Source organism: Acidobacteriota bacterium, from assembly GCA_003696075.1.
In the GTDB taxonomy this organism is placed as follows: domain Bacteria; phylum Acidobacteriota; class Polarisedimenticolia; order J045; family J045; genus J045.
The window spans coordinates 16,085-34,398 of the sequence record RFHH01000061.1 but is presented as its reverse complement, the minus strand read 5'-3'; the positions used below and the strand labels follow the sequence as shown (position 1 = coordinate 34,398).

Here is an 18,314-nt window from a genome sequence, read left to right as displayed (position 1 = left end):
CGTTCGGCCCGCGGCGAGCTGGAGGCGCGCCGCCAGTTCGAGCGCGTCGGGGACCCGCGGCGAATCCGGGTAGACCACCGGAAGCGTCATCAGCAGAGCCGTCGCCTTCTCTCGGTCGTAGTGCTCCGGGGCGGGGAGCAGGTGAAGCAGAGCCAGGCGCCAGAGCCCTTCCGGCGCGGCGTCGCTGTCCGGATATCGCTGCCGGAGGGCTTCGAGGTAGCCACGCGCCTCCGTCGCCGCCCCGACGCCGGCCGGGGGATCGGCGAGCTGTTCCGGGTCGTCCACGGGCCAGGCGAGCCGCGCGAGGGCGAGCAGCGCATCGTCGGCCCACGCCTCGGCCCCTTCCATGTCGACGATCTGCCGGTACGCGCGGCGGGCCTCTTCCAGTTGACCCGCTTTCTCCAGCTCGACGGCCGCGCGGAACCGGCGTGCGGCGAAGTCGGCCGGCGCGCCGAAGGCCGCCGGGATGCCCGCCGCCAGAGCCGCCGCGGCGAACCACAGCCGCCGGACGATTCTCCCCCCGATGCCGGTACCCGGGTCTCGCACGCTCCCGATCATAATCCGGTGCGGGGGCGGCGGGCAGCCGGAGGGATCACTGCCAGTCCGCGGGCTTGATGTCGAGCCGCACCGCCGCGCCGTCTTCCAGGTTCACCTCGCGAAGAACGGCGCGCCCGGTGGCGGGGTGCTCCACGCGGACTTCGTAGGCTCCGGCGGCGAGGGGACGGCGCTCGAGGGTGGTCCGGCCCAGCTCCACCCACCGGCCGGCCCGGCCGACCGGCCGCACCGCCACCGGGGCGTCGAACGGCACCGAGCGGACCGTGAGGTAGGCGAGTCCCGGATACTCGACCTCCAGCGTCTCCGTCTCGCCGGCCCGCACGGTCGCGGTCGCCAGCGCCTCGTACAGGAGATCGGGATTGCGGAGGCGCAGCCGGTAGCGGCCGGGACGGAGCGCGAGTGTGTCCCCCGCCCGGCCGATCCGCCTCCCGGTGGCTCGATCGACGACGTCGACCGGATAGGGCGCGCGCGGGATCACCAGCCTCCCGTCCGGGATGCTCGCGAGCGCGACGCCGGCGAGCTGAGCGGCCCACGCGCCCGGGTCTTGCGCGGGCGGCAGCCGCAGCCTGGCCGGGACGCGCCCCGGCGCCGCGAGCACGACGGTGTGCTCCCGGCAAAGCTCGAGGGTGATCCGCGCCGGGGTCTTGCCGAGAGCGGTCCCGTCGACCTGGATCGAGGCGCCGGGGGGATCGCTGTCCACCGGCAACGTCGCGCGCCGCGGAGCTGCACGCACCACCACCGCCTCGGGAGGTGCCGCCGGATCGATGATCGCGCGACCTTCCCGGCACGGGTCGTCCACGCGGATCTCCACCGGCTCGCGCCGCCAGGCGGGAATCAGCAGGGCGACCCCGTGGGCTCCGCTTTCGAGGCGGACCTCACCCGGTCCCTCCCGCTCCGCCGGTGAGGCCAGCACGAGAGGAAGCCCCGGCGGATCGCTCTCGACCGGAATCCGGAGCGGGGGCGGGGCGAGGCGGAGTCTTTCCGCCAGCGGCCCGAGCCACGCGCTGAGTCTCGCCTCGATCCCCGGCCGCACCGACGCCAGCGGATCGCTGCCCGCCCATCGCGGCGCCGTCCACAAGGCCGCGACCCCCGCGAGACCGGCGGCGAGCGCGCCGGCGATCCAGAGTCCGGTCCGGCGCCGACGCGGCGACTCGGAGCCGTCCGGTGCCTTCGACCGCGCGGCGCCGTCCCGCCGCGGCGCCGCCGGCGCCGGCAGGACGAGGTCGGACGGGACGCCACCCATCCGCTCGAGGATCCGCTGGAGGGCGGCGGCGAACTCGTCGCCGGTGGGCAGGCGTTTCGCCGGGTCCTTGGCCATCATCCGCTCGAGCAGGCGCTCGAGATCCTCCGGCAAGTCGGGGGCAACGTCTCGGAGTTTGCGAGGCGGCTCGTTCACGATCCGGTAGAGAACCGACGAGACGGAATCCCCGGGAAAGGGAAGCTCTCCCGTGAGCAGCTCGAAGAGGGTCACCGCCAGCGAGAACAGATCCGCCCGCCCGTCGATCGTCCTGCCGGCGATCTGCTCCGGCGCCATGTAATTCGGCGTTCCGAGGATGTCGTCCTGGGCAGTGAGTCCGGTACCCGGGTCCTTCGCGAGACCGAAGTCGGTGATCTTCACCGTGCCGTCCGGCAGGAGCACCAGGTTCGCCGGCTTGACGTCCCGGTGGACGATCCCGGCGGCGTGGGCCCGCGCCAGTGCCACCGCGGCCTGGATCCCGATCTCGAGCACCTTCTGCGGCGGAAGCAGGTGGCCGCGACGCGTGTGCCGGTCCAGCGTCGTGCCCTCCAGGTACTCCATCGCCATGTAGGGCACGCCGTCCTGTTCGCCGACGTCGTAGATGGTGACGATGTTGGGGTGGGTCAGTCCTGCGGCCGCCCGCGCCTCGCGGGTGAACCGTGCGGCGACCTCCCGCCGCTCGCCCGGCGGCAGCGCGGCGAGCGACGGCAGCGTCTTGATGGCGACGAGCCGGTCGAGCGCGGGGTCTTTCGCGAGGTAGACTTCACCCACGGCCCCCTTGCCGAGCAGCCGGACGACCTCGTAGCGACCGTAGGTCTTCGTCGTCTTGGAGGACATGCGCCTTGTCGCGGGGGCTCTGGCTGCGGAAGCGACCGTCGAGCGGAGGGCAAGCCTAGGCCGGTCCCGCACGAGTGTCAATTTGCGCGCGAGGAGGGCGCGCCCGCCAGCGGGACGGACGCGGGGGAGGGTGAAGATGTGGATCGAGCGGGTTCGGCGGCACCCGAAGCTGGCCGGCTGCCTCGGGCTGGCGCTCGTGGAACTGACGGGTTGCGAGACCGAGGCGGCCGCCGAACTGGAGCGGGAGATGGTCGCCGCGGAGGAACGTCTCCGCGCAGCTCACGCGGGCCGGCCCCCCCGGGAGATCGAGCTCCTGCAGCCGGCCCGCAGGCTGTACCGGGCGATCGGAATCGATCCGACGCGTCACCGCCCCAGCCCGGAAGCCCTCGTGCGGCGGGTTCTCCGGGGCGAGCCTCTGCCCCGGATCCACCCCATCGTCGACCTCGGCAACCTCTGGGCGGTCAGCTCCGGCCTTCCGGTCGGGCTCTACGACACCGCGCGACTTCGCGGCGAGACGATCGAGGTGCGGCTCGGCCGTCCGGGGGAGAGCTACCCCGGCATCCGGAAGGCGGAAGTCCGCCTCGGGGGGAGGCTGGTGCTGGCCGACGCCGAGGGGCCTTTCGGCAACCCGACGTCCGATTCCGCGCGAACCGCGGTGGGGCCCCGGACGCGCGACGTGCTCTGCGTGATGCTGGCGCCTGCGGCGACCAGCCCGTCGCTCCTGGACCGGTGGGCGGCGTGGCTCCGCGAGCGGGCGGCAGCCTACCTCGCCGCCACCGCCGTTTCGGCCGTCATCCCGGCCGAACCGGGACCGTGACGGGGCAGCGCCGCGCCACGTCTTCCGCTCCTCACAGCTCCGAGACGAACTTCTCCGCCAGGGCGCGGTGACGTTCGGCGTCGAGGAGTTCCGGAAGCATCCGGCGGGTGACTTCGATCGCCAGCTCGGCGGCTTGCCTCCGGATCTCCGCCACGGCCGCGCGGGTCTCCTGCTCGATCTGCTGACGGCCGCGCTCGATCGTCTTGTCGTACTCCGCCCGCGCCTCGGCGAGGATGCGCTGCCGCTCCGACTTCGCCTCCCGCTGGGCCTCGGCGACCATCTCGGCGGTCTTCCGCCGCGTCTCCGCGAGCAGCCGCTCGTGCTCGGCGAGGAGTTTCGCCGCCTCCTCGCGCTCCCGCCGCGCCTCCTCGATCGCCCCCCGGATGGACCGGTCGCGCTGGTCGAGCTTCTCGATCAGCATCCCCCACCCGAAGCGGTAGAGCACCGCCAGCAGCAGGAGGAAGATCAGGACCGTCCACAGCCACAGCCCGGGTGTGACGCGGAGGAGCGGATTGCCCTCGCCGCCGGCCTCTGCGGCGGCGAGAGCCATCGACACGGCGAGCGGTCCCGACGTCATCGCCCGAGCCTCAGGAGAAGACGATCAGCAGGCAGACGACGAGGCCGATGATCGCCACGCCCTCGAGCAGGAACAACGGCAGGTTGACCGCTCCGGTGATGCTGGAGGCCGCCGACGGCTGCCGGGCGATCGCCTCCCCCGCCGCCGCCGCCAGCTTTCCGATACCGAGTCCGGCGCCGATGGCGCACAGGCCCGCTCCGAATCCGGCACTCATCTTTCCGAGCTCGAGGCCCCCGCCCTCCTGGGCGAGCACACCCGGTGCGAACAGGATCATCAACACGGCCGTGACCGCGAGGTACTTGAGAACCGTGGTGGTCATTGCGCTCGTCCTCCGGCCGGAACCGCCCCAGCGTCCGGCGCGCTGCACAGTTACGGTCAATGTTGCTCGTGAACCGCCAAACCGATGAACACTCCGCTCAGGAGCGCGAAAACATAAGCCTGCACGAAACAGACGATGATCTCCAGCAGGCTGATTCCCACGGCGAGCGGAACCACCGCACCGAACCCGGAAGCCAGCGCGACGCCCGCCGAGATCTTCTTCAGGATGAACGGGATCGACATCAGGGCGAGGAGCGCCATGTGCCCGGCCGTCATGTTGGCCGCGAGTCGCATCGTCAGCGCGAATGGCTTGACGAACATCGACAGGACCTCGATCACGAAGAGCAGCGGCCTCACGAAGGCGGGCACGCCAGGCGGCCCGAGCAGGTGCCCGAAGTGCTTGACCACGCCCTGCTGCCGGATACCGAACAGGTGGATGGCGAAAAAGGTGATCGCCGCCAGCGACATCGTGACGTTGAAATTCCCGGTGGCGGTGGCCGCTCCGTGGGCGAAAAAGGGCTCGTGGCCGGTGAGGGCGTGGCCCACGAGAGCCGCGATCTCCGACAGGGGTACGAGCCCCAGAAGGTTGCAGCAGAGGATGAAGAAGAAGAAGTTCAGCAGCAGGGGTGTGACCCTTCGGGCCCATTTGGGGCCGACGTACTGCCAGGCGATGTCCCGGTAGAAGTGCTGGACGAAGGGGTCGATCATCTGCGCCCACCGCGTCACGGGGACCCCATCGCCGTCGTATCCCCTCGCGGCGCGGAGCATGCCGACCGCGACCAGCACCGCCGCCAGACCCATCATCAGCACGGCTTTGGAGGTACCGAACGCCCACGTGTCGCTGTTGGCGACATGGTGGATGATCACCTCGCCCGGATCGAAGGCCTCAGCCCCGCTCACGGCGATCGGTGCCAGCGATCCGATCATGGATCCGCTTCGCCTCCCACGCCGACGGCAGGAGCCAGCCGGCCAGCGCGCCCGCTAGCACGGCCGGCGGCGAGCCGCCGAAGCAACCGATGCCGGCCGCGAGCGTGCCGAGAACGATCGCCGCGCGAGCGGCCATCCGCACCCCCCTGCGGCCGAGATGTTTCGAGAATGGTCCCTCCGGAACCGGCACGAGCCAGGCGACGGCGGCGCAGGCGGCGAACACGAAAACGAACGCAGCCAGCGTGTCGAGCGCCCAGCCGAACCTCGTCACCGTCCTCGCTTCTGCCCGAGGCGCAGCGCGACCCGGGCCACCTCGTACAACCCGACCGCGAGTCCCACCAGCGCCCCGGTCGCGGTGAGCCACGGCTCGGTGTTCCACCGGCCGTCCAGCCACCGCCCGCCCATCACTCCCAGCAGGAGCGCCGCGGTCAGAGTCCACGCCGCCCCGAGGAAGGGCGCCGCTTGTCGGATGACGCGCGCGAGGGTGCCGCCCGGCGTCGGCGGGACATCGTCCGCGGGGCGGGGAATCCTACCAGATCCACCCTTCGGCGCAACCGGTCGTTCAGGGCGATTGCCGGGCCTTCCGGGCGCCACCGGCACCCCCCTCCCGGCTGGAAGCCAGGGTCTCGGCCGGAAGCTCGACCGCACTGCCCGCCTGCCTCAGCGCCGGCACCACCTGCTCGTGGACGAGCCGGTTCACCGGCGCCTCGATGATGTCGAAGACGGGCTTCGGGTAGAGGCCGATTCCCAGCGCCAGCGCGGCGAGCGGAAGGAGCGTCCACTTCTCCCGCCAGCTGAGGTCGGCGAGCCCCCGGTTCTTCTCGTTCGTCAACTCGCCGAACATCGTCTTTTGCCACAGCCAGAACAGGTAGATCGCCCCGAGCACCAGCGTGGTGGCGGAAAGGACCACCCACCAGAACGGGGCATGGCCGAAGAAGGAGAAGGCCTCCCCGCCAACCTGCGCCAGACCGGCGAGGATCGTGATCTCGCCCACGAAGCCGTTGAGCCCCGGCAGACCCGCCGACGAGAGAAGCATGATGAAGAAGAAGACGGCGAAAATGGGCATGACCTTGGCCAGCCCACCGTATTCGGAAATCAGCCGGGTGTGCCGGCGCTCGTACACCACCCCGACCAGGAGGAACAGCGCTCCGGTCGAGATGCCGTGGTTGATCATCTGCACCACGCTTCCCTTGACGCCGGTGACGTTGAGAGCGAACAAGCCGAGCATGGTGAGGCCGAGGTGGCTGACCGATGAGTAGGCCACCAGCTTCTTCCAGTCCTTCTGGACGTAGGCCACCATCGCCCCGTACACGACGCCGATGACGCAGAGCGCCAGCATCCACCACAGATTCTCGGCCGTCTGGACGGGGAAGATGGGGAGGCTGAAGCGGTAGAAGCCGTAGGTTCCCATCTTCAGGAGCACGCCGGCGAGGATCACCGACCCGGCCGTCGGGGCCTCTACGTGGGCGTCAGGGAGCCAGGTGTGGAACGGAAACAGCGGCACCTTCACCGCGAAGCCCAGGAAGAGGGCGAGGAAGACCCAGGGCGCCAGGGGCCACACCGCGGTGTGTGCCCCGAGCTGCTGGAGCTTCTCGATATCGAACGTCGCCTCGCCGAACACCTCGCCCGAATACCGGTAGAGGGCGATGATCCCCAGCAGCATCAGCACGGAGCCCAGCAAGGTGTAGAGGAAAAACTTCAGCGCCGCATAGAGCTTTCGTTCGCCGCCCCAGATGCCGATGATGAAATACATCGGCACCAGCATCAGCTCCCAGAATATGTAAAAGAGGAACATGTCCAGAGCGGCGAACGTGCCCAGCATCCCGACCTGTAGCAGCAGGAACGAGACGTAGTACTCCTTCACCCGCACCGTCACCGCGCTCCAGGAGGAGATCAGCGCGATGAACGTCAACAGGTTCGTGAGGACGATCAGCAGCAACGAAACGCCGTCCACGCCGAGCTTGTACTGAACACCGAGCGACGGGATCCACGAACGGGCTTCGACGAGCTGAAAGCCTCCGTCCCCGATGTCGTAGCGGAAAAGCGCCACCAGAGACAGAGCCAGCGGGATCAGCGAACCCCATGTCGCCACCTGCGCGACGGCCTTCTCCCTCCGGGCAGGGATCGCGAGGAGGAGCAGGGCGAGCGCGAGGGGCAGGAAGGTGATGCAGGACAGGATCGGCATGAGGGCGCCCCCTGAAAGGACGCGCCATGTTATGCGCACGCCGGCTCCGCGCCAACCCCGAATCGACCGCCGCGGCGGCGTGAACCGGGACCGTGCGGCGCGTTAGCCGCGACGCATCGGGGAGGAGGGGCGAGGGCCTCTGCGGCCACCGGACGGCCCCCCGCCGTGTCCGGCCCGGAGGATCGGACCGCGTCCGAACGGACGTCCCCGGCGGTCGGCCGGGCGGGACGGGCGCCGCGCGCGGGTCGATCGAAGGGTGAACGGCGCGCCCGGTCCGGGGCGAACTCCGCGGCAGGCGCGAGGGCGAGGGATCAGGGGCGGCAGGAAGCGGTGACGCGCCGGCCCGCCGCCGTTGCGCGGCAGCCGCGAGCCGACAGATCGGCGGCCGCGCGTGTCGCCGATGCCTCGCCGTCGAAAGCGAGAACCGCTTCGAGGCTCCCGGTTCCGGAGACCTCGATCCACTCGTCCCGCAGGGCGCCGACCCACGGCGAATCGTCCGGGAGGCCGACCAGGGCCACGGTCGGGCGCGGGCCGAGCCGGCAGGCCCCGTCGGGCGCTTCGCTCCGCGGCGGCGGAAGCCCCGGGCGAAGGAGCACGTGCGGTCCGATTCCGGGGCGCTCCAGCGCCGCGACCAGCCCCGCCGTGCCGGCGCGGACGGCGTGGTAGGCGGCCCACCGCGGGCCGTCCTCGAGGAGCACCCGAAGCATGGCCCGGTAGACCGGTTGGTCCGTCCCCGCGTACAGCCGGTCTTTCACCCACCCCGCCCGGTCGCGGTCGGCGTCGAGGAGCGCCTGTCCGACCGCCGAGGCGTCGAGCCCCGCGCTTGCGAGCGCCACCAGAATCCCGGCCACCCTCGCCACGCCCTCGAGACGCGCCGCGCGGGCGTGACGAAGGAGGGGATCCGCGGGTGGCGGCCCGGCGTGCCTGGCCCCGACGGCCCTCGCCCACTCCCCCGCCAGCGCCAGTTCCACGGGGAGGATCCCGGTCGTTCGCAGCATCTCCAGGTCGGTCGCCGATGGCGGAGGATAGGTCCGCCGGATCAACACCGGCTCACCGCCCGGCGCCGCGGCGATCGGCCTCCCGGCGGGCCACAGGCGCGCCAGCTTGCGGGCCATCCCGCCGGGATCGGGAAGCCCGGCGGCGCGAGCGACCGGCCGGCAAGACGGCGAGTTCAACGGGGCGAACAGCTCCTCGAGCCAACCGGCGGCCTGCCGCTCGAGCGCTGCGTCCGAGTCGGAGGCGGGAACGCGGACGACCACGTCCGGCTCGCCGAGCTCCTCTCCGAGGCGCGACGGAATCGCCGAGAGGAGCTCGAGGGCGACGAACCGTTCGGGCGGTTTCCGGCGCACCACCGGCGGCGGCGCCGGCGGCGGCTGCTGCGGGGCCGCCGGCAGCGCGAGCGCCGCCACCAGCCCGATCGCCGTCACCGCCCTTCCTCGCGCTCGACGACCACCCGAGCGCCGGGAACGAGTCCCAGGGGACGCGCCCTCCCCGGGCCGACCTCGATGACGTAACGCGCCGGTGCCGGCGGTTCGTACGACGGGCACGGCCGCTCGGCGCAGGGGGGAACCTCTTCCGCCACGTGGAGGACGCGCCACTCCTCGTCGAGCCAGACGATGTCGAGGGCGGTGCGGCAGCGGTACATCCAGAAGGGGTGCCGGTCGCTCTCGTCGAAAACGAAGAGCATGCCGGCGCCGTCGGGAATCTCCTCGCGGAACATCAATCCCCGTGCCCGCTTCGCTGCGCTCCGCGCGACCTCGAGGTGGAGCGTGCCGCCGCTGGGGGTGAAGGCGGCGACGAGGTCGTCGTCACTCAGCCGGTCCGCGGCGAACCGACCGGCCCCGCCTCCTCCCGCGGCCGCGCAGCTCGCCGCGAGAGCCGCGAGGAGAAGGAGAAGACGGTCACGGCGCCTTCCCGCCCACCGCGACCGACTCCCCGTTGGCGGCGACGAGATCGCTCGAGACGCCAACGCCGCCCGGCAAGCCGTCGGCCCCGTAGCAGACCACGCGGTAGCCGCCGCCGTGCCGCTCGTACCGGATCCGATGGCCCCACGGATCGACCACCGGCCCGTGCAGGTAGCGCGGCACCAACTCCTCGAATCGTCGCGGGTAGCGTCCATGATCCTCGCGGAACCGCTCCGCGGCACGCGCCACGCGGCGCACGGCGTCCCACGCGCGGAGTTCCGGCCCTCGAGCGCTCGCGTTGGCCAGATCGTCGAGCCATTCTAGCTCTCGCCGGGCCCGGGACGCGGCGCGGGTGCCGGGCCAACGGCGAACGATCGCCTGCAGCCGCGCCCGCAACTCCGCGTCCTCCGCTTGCTTGGCTGCGGCGCTCTCCGCGAGCGCTTCCTCCAGCGCCCTCCGGGCGCGTTCCTCGGCGCAGCCGGCGCACACGGCCAGGAGGACGCCGGCCAAGGCGGCCGACCTCCAGCACAAGTTCCGTTCGGCGAGACGGATCGCGCGCATTCCCGGGGGGAATCTCGGCGCGCCCGGTGGCGGCGGCAAGAGGTGTCCGGCGGGCAACCCTCCGGTTCGCAAACGCTTCGGGAATCGGGCGGCCGCAGGCGAACGGTCCCGGCCGAAGAAGGCTTGACCGGCGGCGGCGATCTTTGCCACAATCCCCGCCGCACGAGCCGCGGGGACGCTGGGCCGCCCCCATTCGAGAATCTCGGCGTCACGGGAACGCGCGGGTGCGCGCGGACGGGGAAGCCGTGTCGCGGGACGGGCGCCGCTGTCCCGCACGGAGGCGAGGCGCGCATGGTGGTCCGTCCCCGGCAGCGATCCGCCGCGCTCGCGAAGTGGGTTCGCGAGCTCGGTTCGACCGACGCGGCCGCGGTGGAACGGGCCAAGGAGGCGTTGATCAAGGCGGGGGACGCCGCCCTGCCTCACCTTCTGGCAAGCCTGGAGGCGGACGACGAGAGCGTCCGGCTTCGCGCGATCTCGCTGCTGGCCCTGTCGGGGCACCGGCGGGCGGCGGCTCCCCTGGCCAGCCTTCTGCACGATCCCTCCTGGCGCGTGCGCCAGCGCGCGGCCGGGGCTCTGGCCCGCTTCCCCTCCGCTCTGTCCGTACCGGCGCTCGCCCGGCTCCTGGGGCGCGAGTCGCACGTCGGCGTCCGGACGATCGCCGTGCGATCGCTCGTCCGTCTGGTGCTGACGGGACACGACACGGCGCTGCGCCCCCTCCTCGACCGCCTCGCCGATCCGGAAGAGCATCCCCGACCGCGCATGGCGGCGATGGACGTCTTCCCGTGGCTGGTGGAGGAGGAGACGGCGGATGCGGTCCGTGCCCTCCTGACCCGGCTCGCCCGGAGCCCCGAGCCGGCGGTGGCCCGGAAGGCGCGCCGGATGCTCGACGCGCCATGGCCGGCGCGGCTCGAGCCGTGGGCGCTGGACCGGCTCTTGGAGGATCTCGCCTCCCGCCGTCTCGCGACGTGGCATCGGGCTGTCACGCTCCTCGCCCGGGGTGGCGGCGCGATCGTGGAGCCGGCCGTGAGAGCGATGCTGGCCCGGCCGCAGGATCGCGAGTACGCCCGCCGCGTGACCCTCGTCCTGCAGGAGATGTCACCCCGGCAGCTCAGCCCGGTGGCGGGGTTCCTCGAGAGCGTGGAGGAGCCGATCCCCCTGCTGGCCCTGGTGGAAGTGGCGGAGGCCGCCGGCAGCCGTTCCCTCCTGAGCCGGCTGGCGCGGCTGATCGAGCGGCTGGCCCAGGGCCCCGAGCGCGACGGTCCCGGCGAACTGGACGAGGTGCGGCAGCGGGCCCACCTCGCTCTGGCCCGCGCCGGTTCGCGTCTTGCGGTCGCGGATCTCGTGCGCATCCTCGAAGACCCGCGGTTCGCCGTGCGGACCGAACTCGCCGAGGCGGCGGGGGCGATTGGAACGCCTCGCGAGCTCCCCTCCCTTCTCCGCGCCTACAAGCGCTCGCGCGGCCTGTCGCGTCTGGCGTTGCGGGAGGCGGTGCTCGAACTCGCCCGGCGGGAGCGCCTGCGCCGCACCGACCGGCGGCTGTCGGCGTTGCCTCCGGCCGAAAGGCGCGCGGCCATCGAGATCCTCGGGCTGCCGCGGCGGACGCGGAAGCGGCCGCTCCCGCGACTGCCCGGGGCGGAGAGCCGGGGAACGCTGCTCGGCTGAAGCTTCCGTGTCAGGATGGGAGCCTCGCGCCGGCGGCGGAACGCCGAAGGGGGCGCCGATGCTGCGAGTGGGATTGAACGGGGCGGGCCGGATCGGCCGCGCCCTCCTTCGCTTGCTGCGGGACGACCCGGAAGTGACGGTGGTGGCGGTGAACGACCGCGCCGGGGCGGCCGCGGTGGCGCACCTTCTCCGGCACGACAGCATCCACGGCCCCTTTCCCGGGCGGGTCGAAGCCCTGGACGGCGACCGGCTGGTGGTCGGCGAGCGCGAACTGGCCTTCGGTTCGGCGGCGGAACCCTGCGCCTCGTTCTGGCGGCGCCACGAGGTGTCGGTCGTGATCGAGGCGACGGGGCGGTTCACGCAGGGCGGACGGGCGAGAGAGCATCTCGCCGGCGGGGACGGCCTGGTGATCGTCACCGCCGTTTCGGGCGACGCCGATCTCACCGTCGTTCCCGGTGTCGAGGGGGGCCGTCCCTGGATCGACGCGCGGGAGGGGTGGCGCTCCCTCGCCTCCCGAGTGCGCGGAGCGCGGGTCGTGTCGCTGGCGTCCTGCACCACGCACGCCGCGGCTCTCCCGCTGGCGGTGATCGACGAGCGGTTCGGGATCGAGGCGGCCGAAATGACCACCGTCCATTGCACGACCGGTTCGCAGCCGACGATCGACGGACCGCACCCCGATCCCCGCCGGAGCCGCTCGGCCCTGCTTTCGATGATCCCGACCACGACCTCCGCGGCCCGCGGGCTGGTGGAGGTGCTCCCGGCCCTGGCCGGCCGGCTCAGCTGCCTCGCCGTGCGGGTTCCGACCGCGACGGTGAGCCTCGTGGAGATCGTCGCTCACACGAGGGGTCCCCTGCCGGACCGGTCGCGGATCGCCGAGGCGTTCGAGCAGCCCGCCGCGGGCGCCCTCGCGGGCCTGCTGGGCACGACCGGCGAGCCGCTGGTCTCGATCGACTTCCGCGGGGACCCGCATTCGGCGGTGGTGGATCTCCTGCTGGTGGAGCGGCCGGGCGATCGCCTGCTGCGCGTCGTCGCCTGGTACGACAACGAGTGGGGTTACGCGAATCGGGTCGCCGATCTGCTGCGCGTCCTGGCCGGGTCGTTCCCCGGAGCGGGACGGGGAGGTGGAACGTGAGGTGCAAGCTGGTCACCGATCTCGATGTCACCGGAAGGACCGTCTTCTGCCGCGTCGATTTCAACGTCCCCCTCGAGGGCGGCACGATCACCGACGACCGCCGGATCCGGGCGGCCCTGCCGACCCTCCGCCACCTCTCCGAGCGCGGCGCGCGGGTGCTGTGCGCGAGCCATCTGGGGCGCCCGAAGGGCAAGCGGATCCCGGAGATGAGCCTGGCTCCGGTGGCGCGCCGCCTGTCGGAACTCCTGGGGCGGGAGGTTCCCCTGGCGCCCGACTGCGTCGGCCCCGAGGTGGCCGCCATGGCGGAGCGGTTGCGTGACGGGGACCTGCTGCTTCTCGAGAATCTCCGCTTCCACGAGGGGGAGACGAAGGGAGACCCCGAGTTCGCCCGCGAGCTCGCGCGGCCCGCTTCGCTGTACGTCAACGACGCGTTCGGCGCCGCACACCGGCCTCATGCCTCGGTCGTCGGTGTGCCGGAGGTCCTCGGAGGGGGCGCGGCCGGATTCCTCATGGACCGGGAGCTCCGCGCCCTCGGCCGGCTCGTGGAGGCGCCGGAGCATCCCTATGCCGCGATCCTCGGGGGCGCGAAGGTCTCCGACAAGATCCCGTTGATCGAGCAGCTGCTCTCCCGCGTGGACGTTCTGCTGATCGGCGGAGCGATGGCCTACACCTTCCTGCGTGCCCGCGGCGTCCCGGTGGGCGCGTCACGGGTCGAGACCGACCGAGTCGATCTCGCCCGGCAGTTGCTCGAGCGTGCCCGAGAGCGTGGCGTGGAGGTCGTGTTGCCGGAGGACCACCTCACCGCCTCGCGGATCGAAGGGCGCGCGGCGGAGGGTCTGGAAACGACCGCAGACGCCGCCATTCCCGAGGGACGGATCGGGGTCGATATCGGGCCGAAGACGATCGAGCTGTTCTCCTCGCGGCTCGACGACAGCGTCCGCACCGTTCTGTGGAACGGCCCGCTGGGGCTGTTCGAGGCGCCGGGGTGCGATCAGGGAACGCGCGCGATCGCCGCTCACCTGGCCGAGCTCCCCGCGTTCCGCGTCCTCGGCGGGGGCGACACCGCCGCCGCGGCCCGGCGCTTCGGACTCGACGAGCGCTATGACCACGTCTCCACCGGCGGGGGCGCGGCGCTGGAGCTGCTCTCCGGGGTCGAGCTCCCCGGCGTCGCCGCGCTGAGCCGGGCGTGAGGCGCGCGATGAGCCGCCGCCCCCTGGTCGTCGCCAACTGGAAGATGAATCACACGCGCCGGGCGGCCCGGCACTGGTGCGCGGCACTGGGCGAACGCCTCGAGGCCGAGCCGTGGCCGTCCGGCGTGGAGGTCGCCGTCGCGCCACCGTTCACGGCGCTCGCCGCGGTGGCCGAGAGCGCGGAGCGGCTCGGTCTCGCTCTCGCGGCACAGAACTGCCACTCCGAGCCTTCGGGTCCGGTCACCGGCGAAGTGTCGGCCCCGATGCTCGAGGAAGCCGGTTGCCGGTACGTGATCGTCGGCCACTCGGAGCGGCGGCAGCAGTTCGGCGAGACCGATCGCTTCATCGCGAGGAAGGTCGCTGCGGCGCGCCGCGCCGGACTGGTGCCGATCCTGTGCATCGGAGAGAGCGAGAACCAGCGCGAATCCCAGCGGACCGAGCCGGTCCTGGAAGCGCAGCTGCGCCAGGGTCTCTCGGAGGTTCGGCTCGGCTCCGGAGACGAGCTGGTGGTCGCCTACGAGCCGGTCTGGGCCATCGGCACCGGGAGGGTGGCGACCCCGGAGCTGGCGGGCGCCACGCAGGCGTTCGTGCGGGACATCCTCGCGGCCGTCGCCGGGCCCGCCGTGGCCGAGGCGACCCGCATCCTCTACGGGGGCTCGGTGAAGCCGGAATCGGCGGCCGGATTGTTCGCCCAACCCCACGTCGACGGCTTCCTGGTGGGCGGAGCGAGCCTCGAGGCGGAGCCGTTCCACCGGATCGTCCTCGCCTGCGGCTCCGGCTCGTGCTAGGTTTTGGCGGTTTCGGCGCCCCGGCAGGGGCGCGGGAGGCGTGCCGTGTACGCCGTGGTTCTCGCTCTGCACATCCTCGTGTCGATTTTCCTGATCCTCGTCGTGCTGCTGCAGACGGGAAAGGGCGGCGATATCGCCAGCGCTTTCGGCGGCTCCGGCTCCCAGGCGGTCTTCGGGCCTCGGGGAGCGAGCAACGTTCTGAGCAAGGCGACGACCTGGTCGGCGGTGGTCTTCATGCTCACGTCCCTGGGGCTGTTCTTCCTCAGCCAGCCGGGCGGCTCCTCCGTGATGGAGAGCGCCCCCGAGCCCGTCCCGGTCGAAACGCCGGCCGCACCGGAGGTGCCGGAGCAGGCGCCCGCCGGGGAGGCCCCGTCGGACCAGGGAGGAACGCCCGCCGCCGAGAGCCCGGCGGAGGGCGAGACCGCGCCCGCGGGGCAGCCGGAGCAGGCCCCTGCGCCGGGCGAGTGATTTGCTAGACTAGAGGCGTCCAGCCACGCAGGTGCCGAAGTGGCGGAATTGGCAGACGCGCATGGTTGAGGGCCATGTGGGGGCAACCCCGTGCGAGTTCGAGTCTCGCCTTCGGCACCAACCGATCCCGGACCCGGATCCCCCCACGTAGCGAGCGGGACGGCGATGACTGCCGGAGCGGCCGGCCGTGGCGGATGCCGTCCGGCCGCCCCTCCCGAGCCGGGGCCGGGGGCGGCCCCGAGCCGGGTCCACGGAGCCGGCCCGCTTCCGGGGGGTCGGTCGCGATTCCGCCGGCCGGCGTCCGCGGCGCAGCTTCATCCCCTGAGCAAAACGGTCCAGGGGCAGGCCCCCACCCCCGGACGGGGCTGACGGAAGGCTGATACGGCGTCCGCGCCCCCCCCGCAACCCTGGTTGTGGCGAACGGCCGCGGACCGCCCCGAGGCGGGTACACTGCGCCGGCCGCGGCGCGGCGGACGAGGCGAGACGATGGACCCCCTGGCGATCCCCAGCCTGACCCTCGTGGACCTCACGCTCCCGCCCGGTTTCGAGCGGCTGGCGGAACTCGCGTACAACCTGTGGTGGACGTGGCAGCCGGCGGCCCGCCAGCTCTTCTCCGGCCTGGATCCGGAGCTGTGGGCCCGGCACCGCAACCCCGTCGGCGTGCTGCTGGAGCTGGAGCCGCGGACCTGGCGGGCGCTCGAGACGAACGAGGCGTTTCGCGCCGCGTTCGATACGGTCCTGGGCGCCTTCGATCGGGATCTGGGTGCTCCCCGGGAAGCTTCCACCGGCGCCGAACCCGGAGGGGTCGTGGCGTACGTCTCGACCGAGTTCGGTCTTCACGAGAGCCTCCCACTGTACTCGGGCGGCCTCGGGATCCTCTCGGGGGACCATCTGAAGGCGGCTTCCGACATCGGCCTGCCGCTCATCGGGATCGGTCTTCTCTACCGCCGCGGCTACTTCCGGCAAACGCTCGACGCCGACGGGCGCCAGCAGCACTTCCACCCCGACATCGACCCCTCGATCCTCCCGATCCAGCGCGTGCTCGGCCGGGACGGCCGTCCGCTGGCGGTGAGCGTGCCCCTTCTCGACCGGGAGGTGCGGCTGGCGGTCCACAAGCTGCAGGTGGGGCGCGTGCCCCTCCTGCTGCTCGACTCGGACCTCCCCGAGAACGCCCCGGAGGACCGGCCGATCACCCATCTCCTCTACGTGAGGGGCCGTGAGATGCGCCTGTGCCAGGAATGGGTGCTCGGCTTCGGCGCGGTGCGGGCGCTGGCGGCGCTCGGGATCGAGCCGGCCGTCTGGCACCTCAACGAAGGGCATTCGGCTTTCGTTCTCTTCGAACGTCTGGCGCGGGAGCTTCGAGCCGGCGAGCCGTTGGCCTCCGCGTGGCGGCGCGTCGCCGCCAACACGGTCTTCACGACGCACACGCCCGTCCCCGCCGGCAACGAAACGTTCGCCGACGCGCTGGCCCGCCGGTACGTCGCTCCCTGGGCGGACCGTCTCGGCGTTCCGGCGGAGGAGCTGCTCGCTCTGGGCCGCGCCGGCAGCGAGGAAGAGGCGCCGTTCAACATGACGGCGCTCGCCCTGCGGGGGGCCTCGTTCCGCAACGCGGTGAGCCGGAAGCACCAGGAGGTCAGCTCGTCGATGTGGCGTCCCCTCCTCGGAGATGCCCCCGATGCCATTGTCTCGGTGACCAACGGCATCCACACGGAGAGCTTCCTCGGCTCCGACCTGCGGTCACTGTTCGAAGAGCGGCTCGGGGCCCGCTGGAGCTCGATCGCGGATCGCGGGGGCGCCGCCTGGCGGGAGGCGCTCGCCTCGATCGACGATGCGGCCCTGTGGCGCGCCCACGAGGCTCAGAAGGGGCGGCTCATCCGGATCGCCCGCGAAAACCTCCGCCGGATGCACGCCCGGCACGGGGCTGCGCCGCCGGATCTGGCGCGCATCGACCGGCAGCTCGATCCCGCCGTCCTGACGTTGGGCTTCGCCCGGCGCTTCGCCCTGTACAAGCGGGCGGGACTGCTCTTCCGCGACGTGGGGCGGTTGCGGGCGATCGTCGGCCACCCCGAACGGCCGGTGCAGATCCTCTTCGCCGGGAAGGCGCACCCCGCGGACCGGGAGGGACAGGATCTCATCGCGCAGCTCTACCGCCATGCGCAATCGGACGAGTTCCGGGGCCGGATCGTGTTTCTGGAGAACTACGACCTCCGGATCGCGCGGGCCCTCGTTCAGGGGGTGGACGTCTGGCTCAACACGCCCCGCCCACCCCTCGAGGCGTGCGGAACGTCGGGCCAGAAGGCGGCCGCCAACGGGGTGCTCAACGCCTCCGTCGGCGACGGTTGGTGGCTCGAAGCGGCGGCGGAGAATGCGGGCTGGACGATCGGACCGCCTCCCGACGCGAATCTCGACGAGGCCGCCCGGGACGAGCAGGACGCCGCTTCTCTGTACTCGCTGCTCGAGAACGAAATCGCACCGCTCTTCTACGAGCGCGATGGCGAGGGGCTTCCGCGGGCCTGGATCGCGCGGATGCGCGCGGCCCTGGAAAACCTGCTGCCCCGTTTCTCGGCGCGGCGCATGGTCCGCGAGTACTCGGAGCGGGCGTACGCGCCGCTGGCCCGCGCGGATCGCCGCGGCTGAGCGAGCGGTCACCAGTCGCTGTAGACGGTTCCGTCCAGAGCGAAATCGTCCGACGTGGAGAAGACGTCGTACAGGTCCTCGCAATCGTGCCTGCGTTCGTCCGGATCGTCCTCGTAGCCGCGGCAGCTCCACTCGGCTTCGCCGGTGATCGGATCGACGGGGATCCGGCGCAGGAACTTGATCACGATCGGTTCCTGATCGATGGCCGGCTTGACCTCGACACCCTCGACGAGCATCTCGAGGTCCTTGGGGTACATGTGCCAGTCCAGATCCCAGGGCTCGATCATCCCCTGGACGGCGTACTCGTGGTACCGGTCGATCGCCGCCCGCATCATCTTCAGCTTCCGCTTCAGCTCGATCTCCTTGAGGTGCCGCTGGTGGTTGTGAACGAGCGGCAGGGCACCCAGAGCCAGAATGCCCATCAAGGCCACCACCACCAGCGTCTCGATGAAGGTCAGCCCCTTCTGGGCCCAGCCACCGCCAGCTCGATGCATCGGCACCCTCGCCGGCCGGCACATC

General features: G+C 72.1%; 18 protein-coding genes and 1 tRNA gene. 8 read left to right on the top strand and 11 right to left on the bottom strand.

Going from position 1 to position 18,314, the window contains the following annotated elements; genetic code table 11:
* Window positions 1-592: 592 nt before the first annotated feature.
* Window positions 593-2,629 carry a PEGA domain-containing protein gene (locus tag D6718_04030; protein ID RMG47293.1) on the bottom strand — a complete coding sequence of 679 codons (2,037 nt, stop codon included), beginning with the start codon at window positions 2,627-2,629 and terminating at the stop codon, window positions 593-595.
* Here D6718_04030 and D6718_04025 point away from each other — a divergent pair.
* Window positions 2,628-3,446 carry a hypothetical protein gene (locus D6718_04025; protein RMG47292.1) on the top strand — a complete coding sequence of 273 codons (819 nt, stop codon included), beginning with the start codon at window positions 2,628-2,630 and terminating at the stop codon, window positions 3,444-3,446. The genes D6718_04030 and D6718_04025 overlap by 2 nt on opposite strands.
* A 31-nt stretch (window positions 3,447-3,477) precedes the next feature.
* Here D6718_04025 and atpF read toward each other — a convergent pair whose 3' ends face one another.
* The 9 genes from atpF to D6718_03980 form a co-directional block, all read right to left on the bottom strand.
* Window positions 3,478-4,023, bottom strand: coding sequence for an ATP synthase F0 subunit B (gene atpF, locus D6718_04020; protein RMG47291.1), 546 nt, complete (start codon window positions 4,021-4,023; stop codon window positions 3,478-3,480).
* A 10-nt stretch (window positions 4,024-4,033) separates the two neighbouring features.
* Window positions 4,034-4,297, bottom strand: a complete 264-nt coding sequence (locus D6718_04015) for a F0F1 ATP synthase subunit C (GenBank protein RMG47305.1) — start codon at window positions 4,295-4,297, stop codon at window positions 4,034-4,036.
* A gap of 101 nt (window positions 4,298-4,398) precedes the next feature.
* Window positions 4,399-5,268 (bottom strand): ATP synthase F0 subunit A, encoded by an 870-nt coding sequence (atpB, locus tag D6718_04010; GenBank protein ID RMG47290.1) that lies wholly within the window; start codon window positions 5,266-5,268, stop codon window positions 4,399-4,401.
* Window positions 5,228-5,539, bottom strand: a complete 312-nt coding sequence (locus D6718_04005; GenBank protein ID RMG47289.1) for a hypothetical protein — start codon at window positions 5,537-5,539, stop codon at window positions 5,228-5,230. The genes atpB and D6718_04005 overlap by 41 nt, the downstream gene beginning before the upstream one ends.
* On the bottom strand, window positions 5,536-5,916 hold the full coding sequence (locus D6718_04000; protein ID RMG47288.1) for an AtpZ/AtpI family protein: 381 nt from the start codon (window positions 5,914-5,916) through the stop codon (window positions 5,536-5,538). Before D6718_04000 ends, D6718_04005 begins: the two co-directional genes overlap by 4 nt.
* Window positions 5,831-7,453, bottom strand: a complete 1,623-nt coding sequence (locus D6718_03995) for an NADH-quinone oxidoreductase subunit M (GenBank protein ID RMG47287.1) — start codon at window positions 7,451-7,453, stop codon at window positions 5,831-5,833. The genes D6718_04000 and D6718_03995 overlap by 86 nt, the downstream gene beginning before the upstream one ends.
* Before the next feature lie 311 nt (window positions 7,454-7,764).
* Window positions 7,765-8,880, bottom strand: coding sequence for a hypothetical protein (locus D6718_03990; GenBank protein ID RMG47286.1), 1,116 nt, complete (start codon window positions 8,878-8,880; stop codon window positions 7,765-7,767).
* A complete protein-coding gene (locus tag D6718_03985) occupies window positions 8,877-9,173 on the bottom strand; it encodes a DUF192 domain-containing protein (protein ID RMG47285.1) in 297 nt (98 codons plus the stop codon). Before D6718_03985 ends, D6718_03990 begins: the two co-directional genes overlap by 4 nt.
* Window positions 9,174-9,354: 181 nt before the next feature.
* Entirely contained in the window at window positions 9,355-9,918 is a 564-nt protein-coding gene (locus D6718_03980) for a hypothetical protein (GenBank protein RMG47284.1), read from the bottom strand.
* A 291-nt stretch (window positions 9,919-10,209) separates the two neighbouring features.
* Between D6718_03980 and D6718_03975 the strand changes: the two genes are divergently transcribed.
* From D6718_03975 to glgP, 7 genes are all read left to right on the top strand, one after another.
* On the top strand, window positions 10,210-11,580 hold the full coding sequence (locus D6718_03975; GenBank protein ID RMG47283.1) for a HEAT repeat domain-containing protein: 1,371 nt from the start codon (window positions 10,210-10,212) through the stop codon (window positions 11,578-11,580).
* A gap of 58 nt (window positions 11,581-11,638) precedes the next feature.
* Window positions 11,639-12,712 carry a type I glyceraldehyde-3-phosphate dehydrogenase gene (locus D6718_03970; protein RMG47282.1) on the top strand — a complete coding sequence of 358 codons (1,074 nt, stop codon included), beginning with the start codon at window positions 11,639-11,641 and terminating at the stop codon, window positions 12,710-12,712.
* Window positions 12,709-13,902: a phosphoglycerate kinase gene (locus tag D6718_03965; GenBank protein RMG47281.1), complete on the top strand. Its 1,194-nt coding sequence runs from the start codon at window positions 12,709-12,711 to the stop codon at window positions 13,900-13,902. The genes D6718_03970 and D6718_03965 overlap by 4 nt, the downstream gene beginning before the upstream one ends.
* 8 nt (window positions 13,903-13,910) lie before the next feature.
* Window positions 13,911-14,690 (top strand): triose-phosphate isomerase, encoded by a 780-nt coding sequence (locus tag D6718_03960; GenBank protein RMG47280.1) that lies wholly within the window; start codon window positions 13,911-13,913, stop codon window positions 14,688-14,690.
* A 3-nt stretch (window positions 14,691-14,693) separates the two neighbouring features.
* Window positions 14,694-15,158: a preprotein translocase subunit SecG gene (gene secG / locus D6718_03955; protein ID RMG47279.1), complete on the top strand. Its 465-nt coding sequence runs from the start codon at window positions 14,694-14,696 to the stop codon at window positions 15,156-15,158.
* Between the two features lie 33 nt (window positions 15,159-15,191).
* Window positions 15,192-15,278: transfer RNA gene (locus D6718_03950), tRNA-Leu, on the top strand.
* Window positions 15,279-15,644: 366 nt separating this feature from the next.
* Complete coding sequence (gene glgP / locus D6718_03945) at window positions 15,645-17,795, top strand: alpha-glucan family phosphorylase (protein RMG47278.1); 2,151 nt, start codon at window positions 15,645-15,647, stop codon at window positions 17,793-17,795.
* An 8-nt stretch (window positions 17,796-17,803) separates the two neighbouring features.
* Here the strand turns inward: glgP and D6718_03940 are convergent, their stop codons facing one another.
* On the bottom strand, window positions 17,804-18,313 hold the full coding sequence (locus D6718_03940) for a prepilin-type N-terminal cleavage/methylation domain-containing protein (GenBank protein ID RMG47277.1): 510 nt from the start codon (window positions 18,311-18,313) through the stop codon (window positions 17,804-17,806).
* Window position 18,314 lies beyond the last annotated feature (1 nt).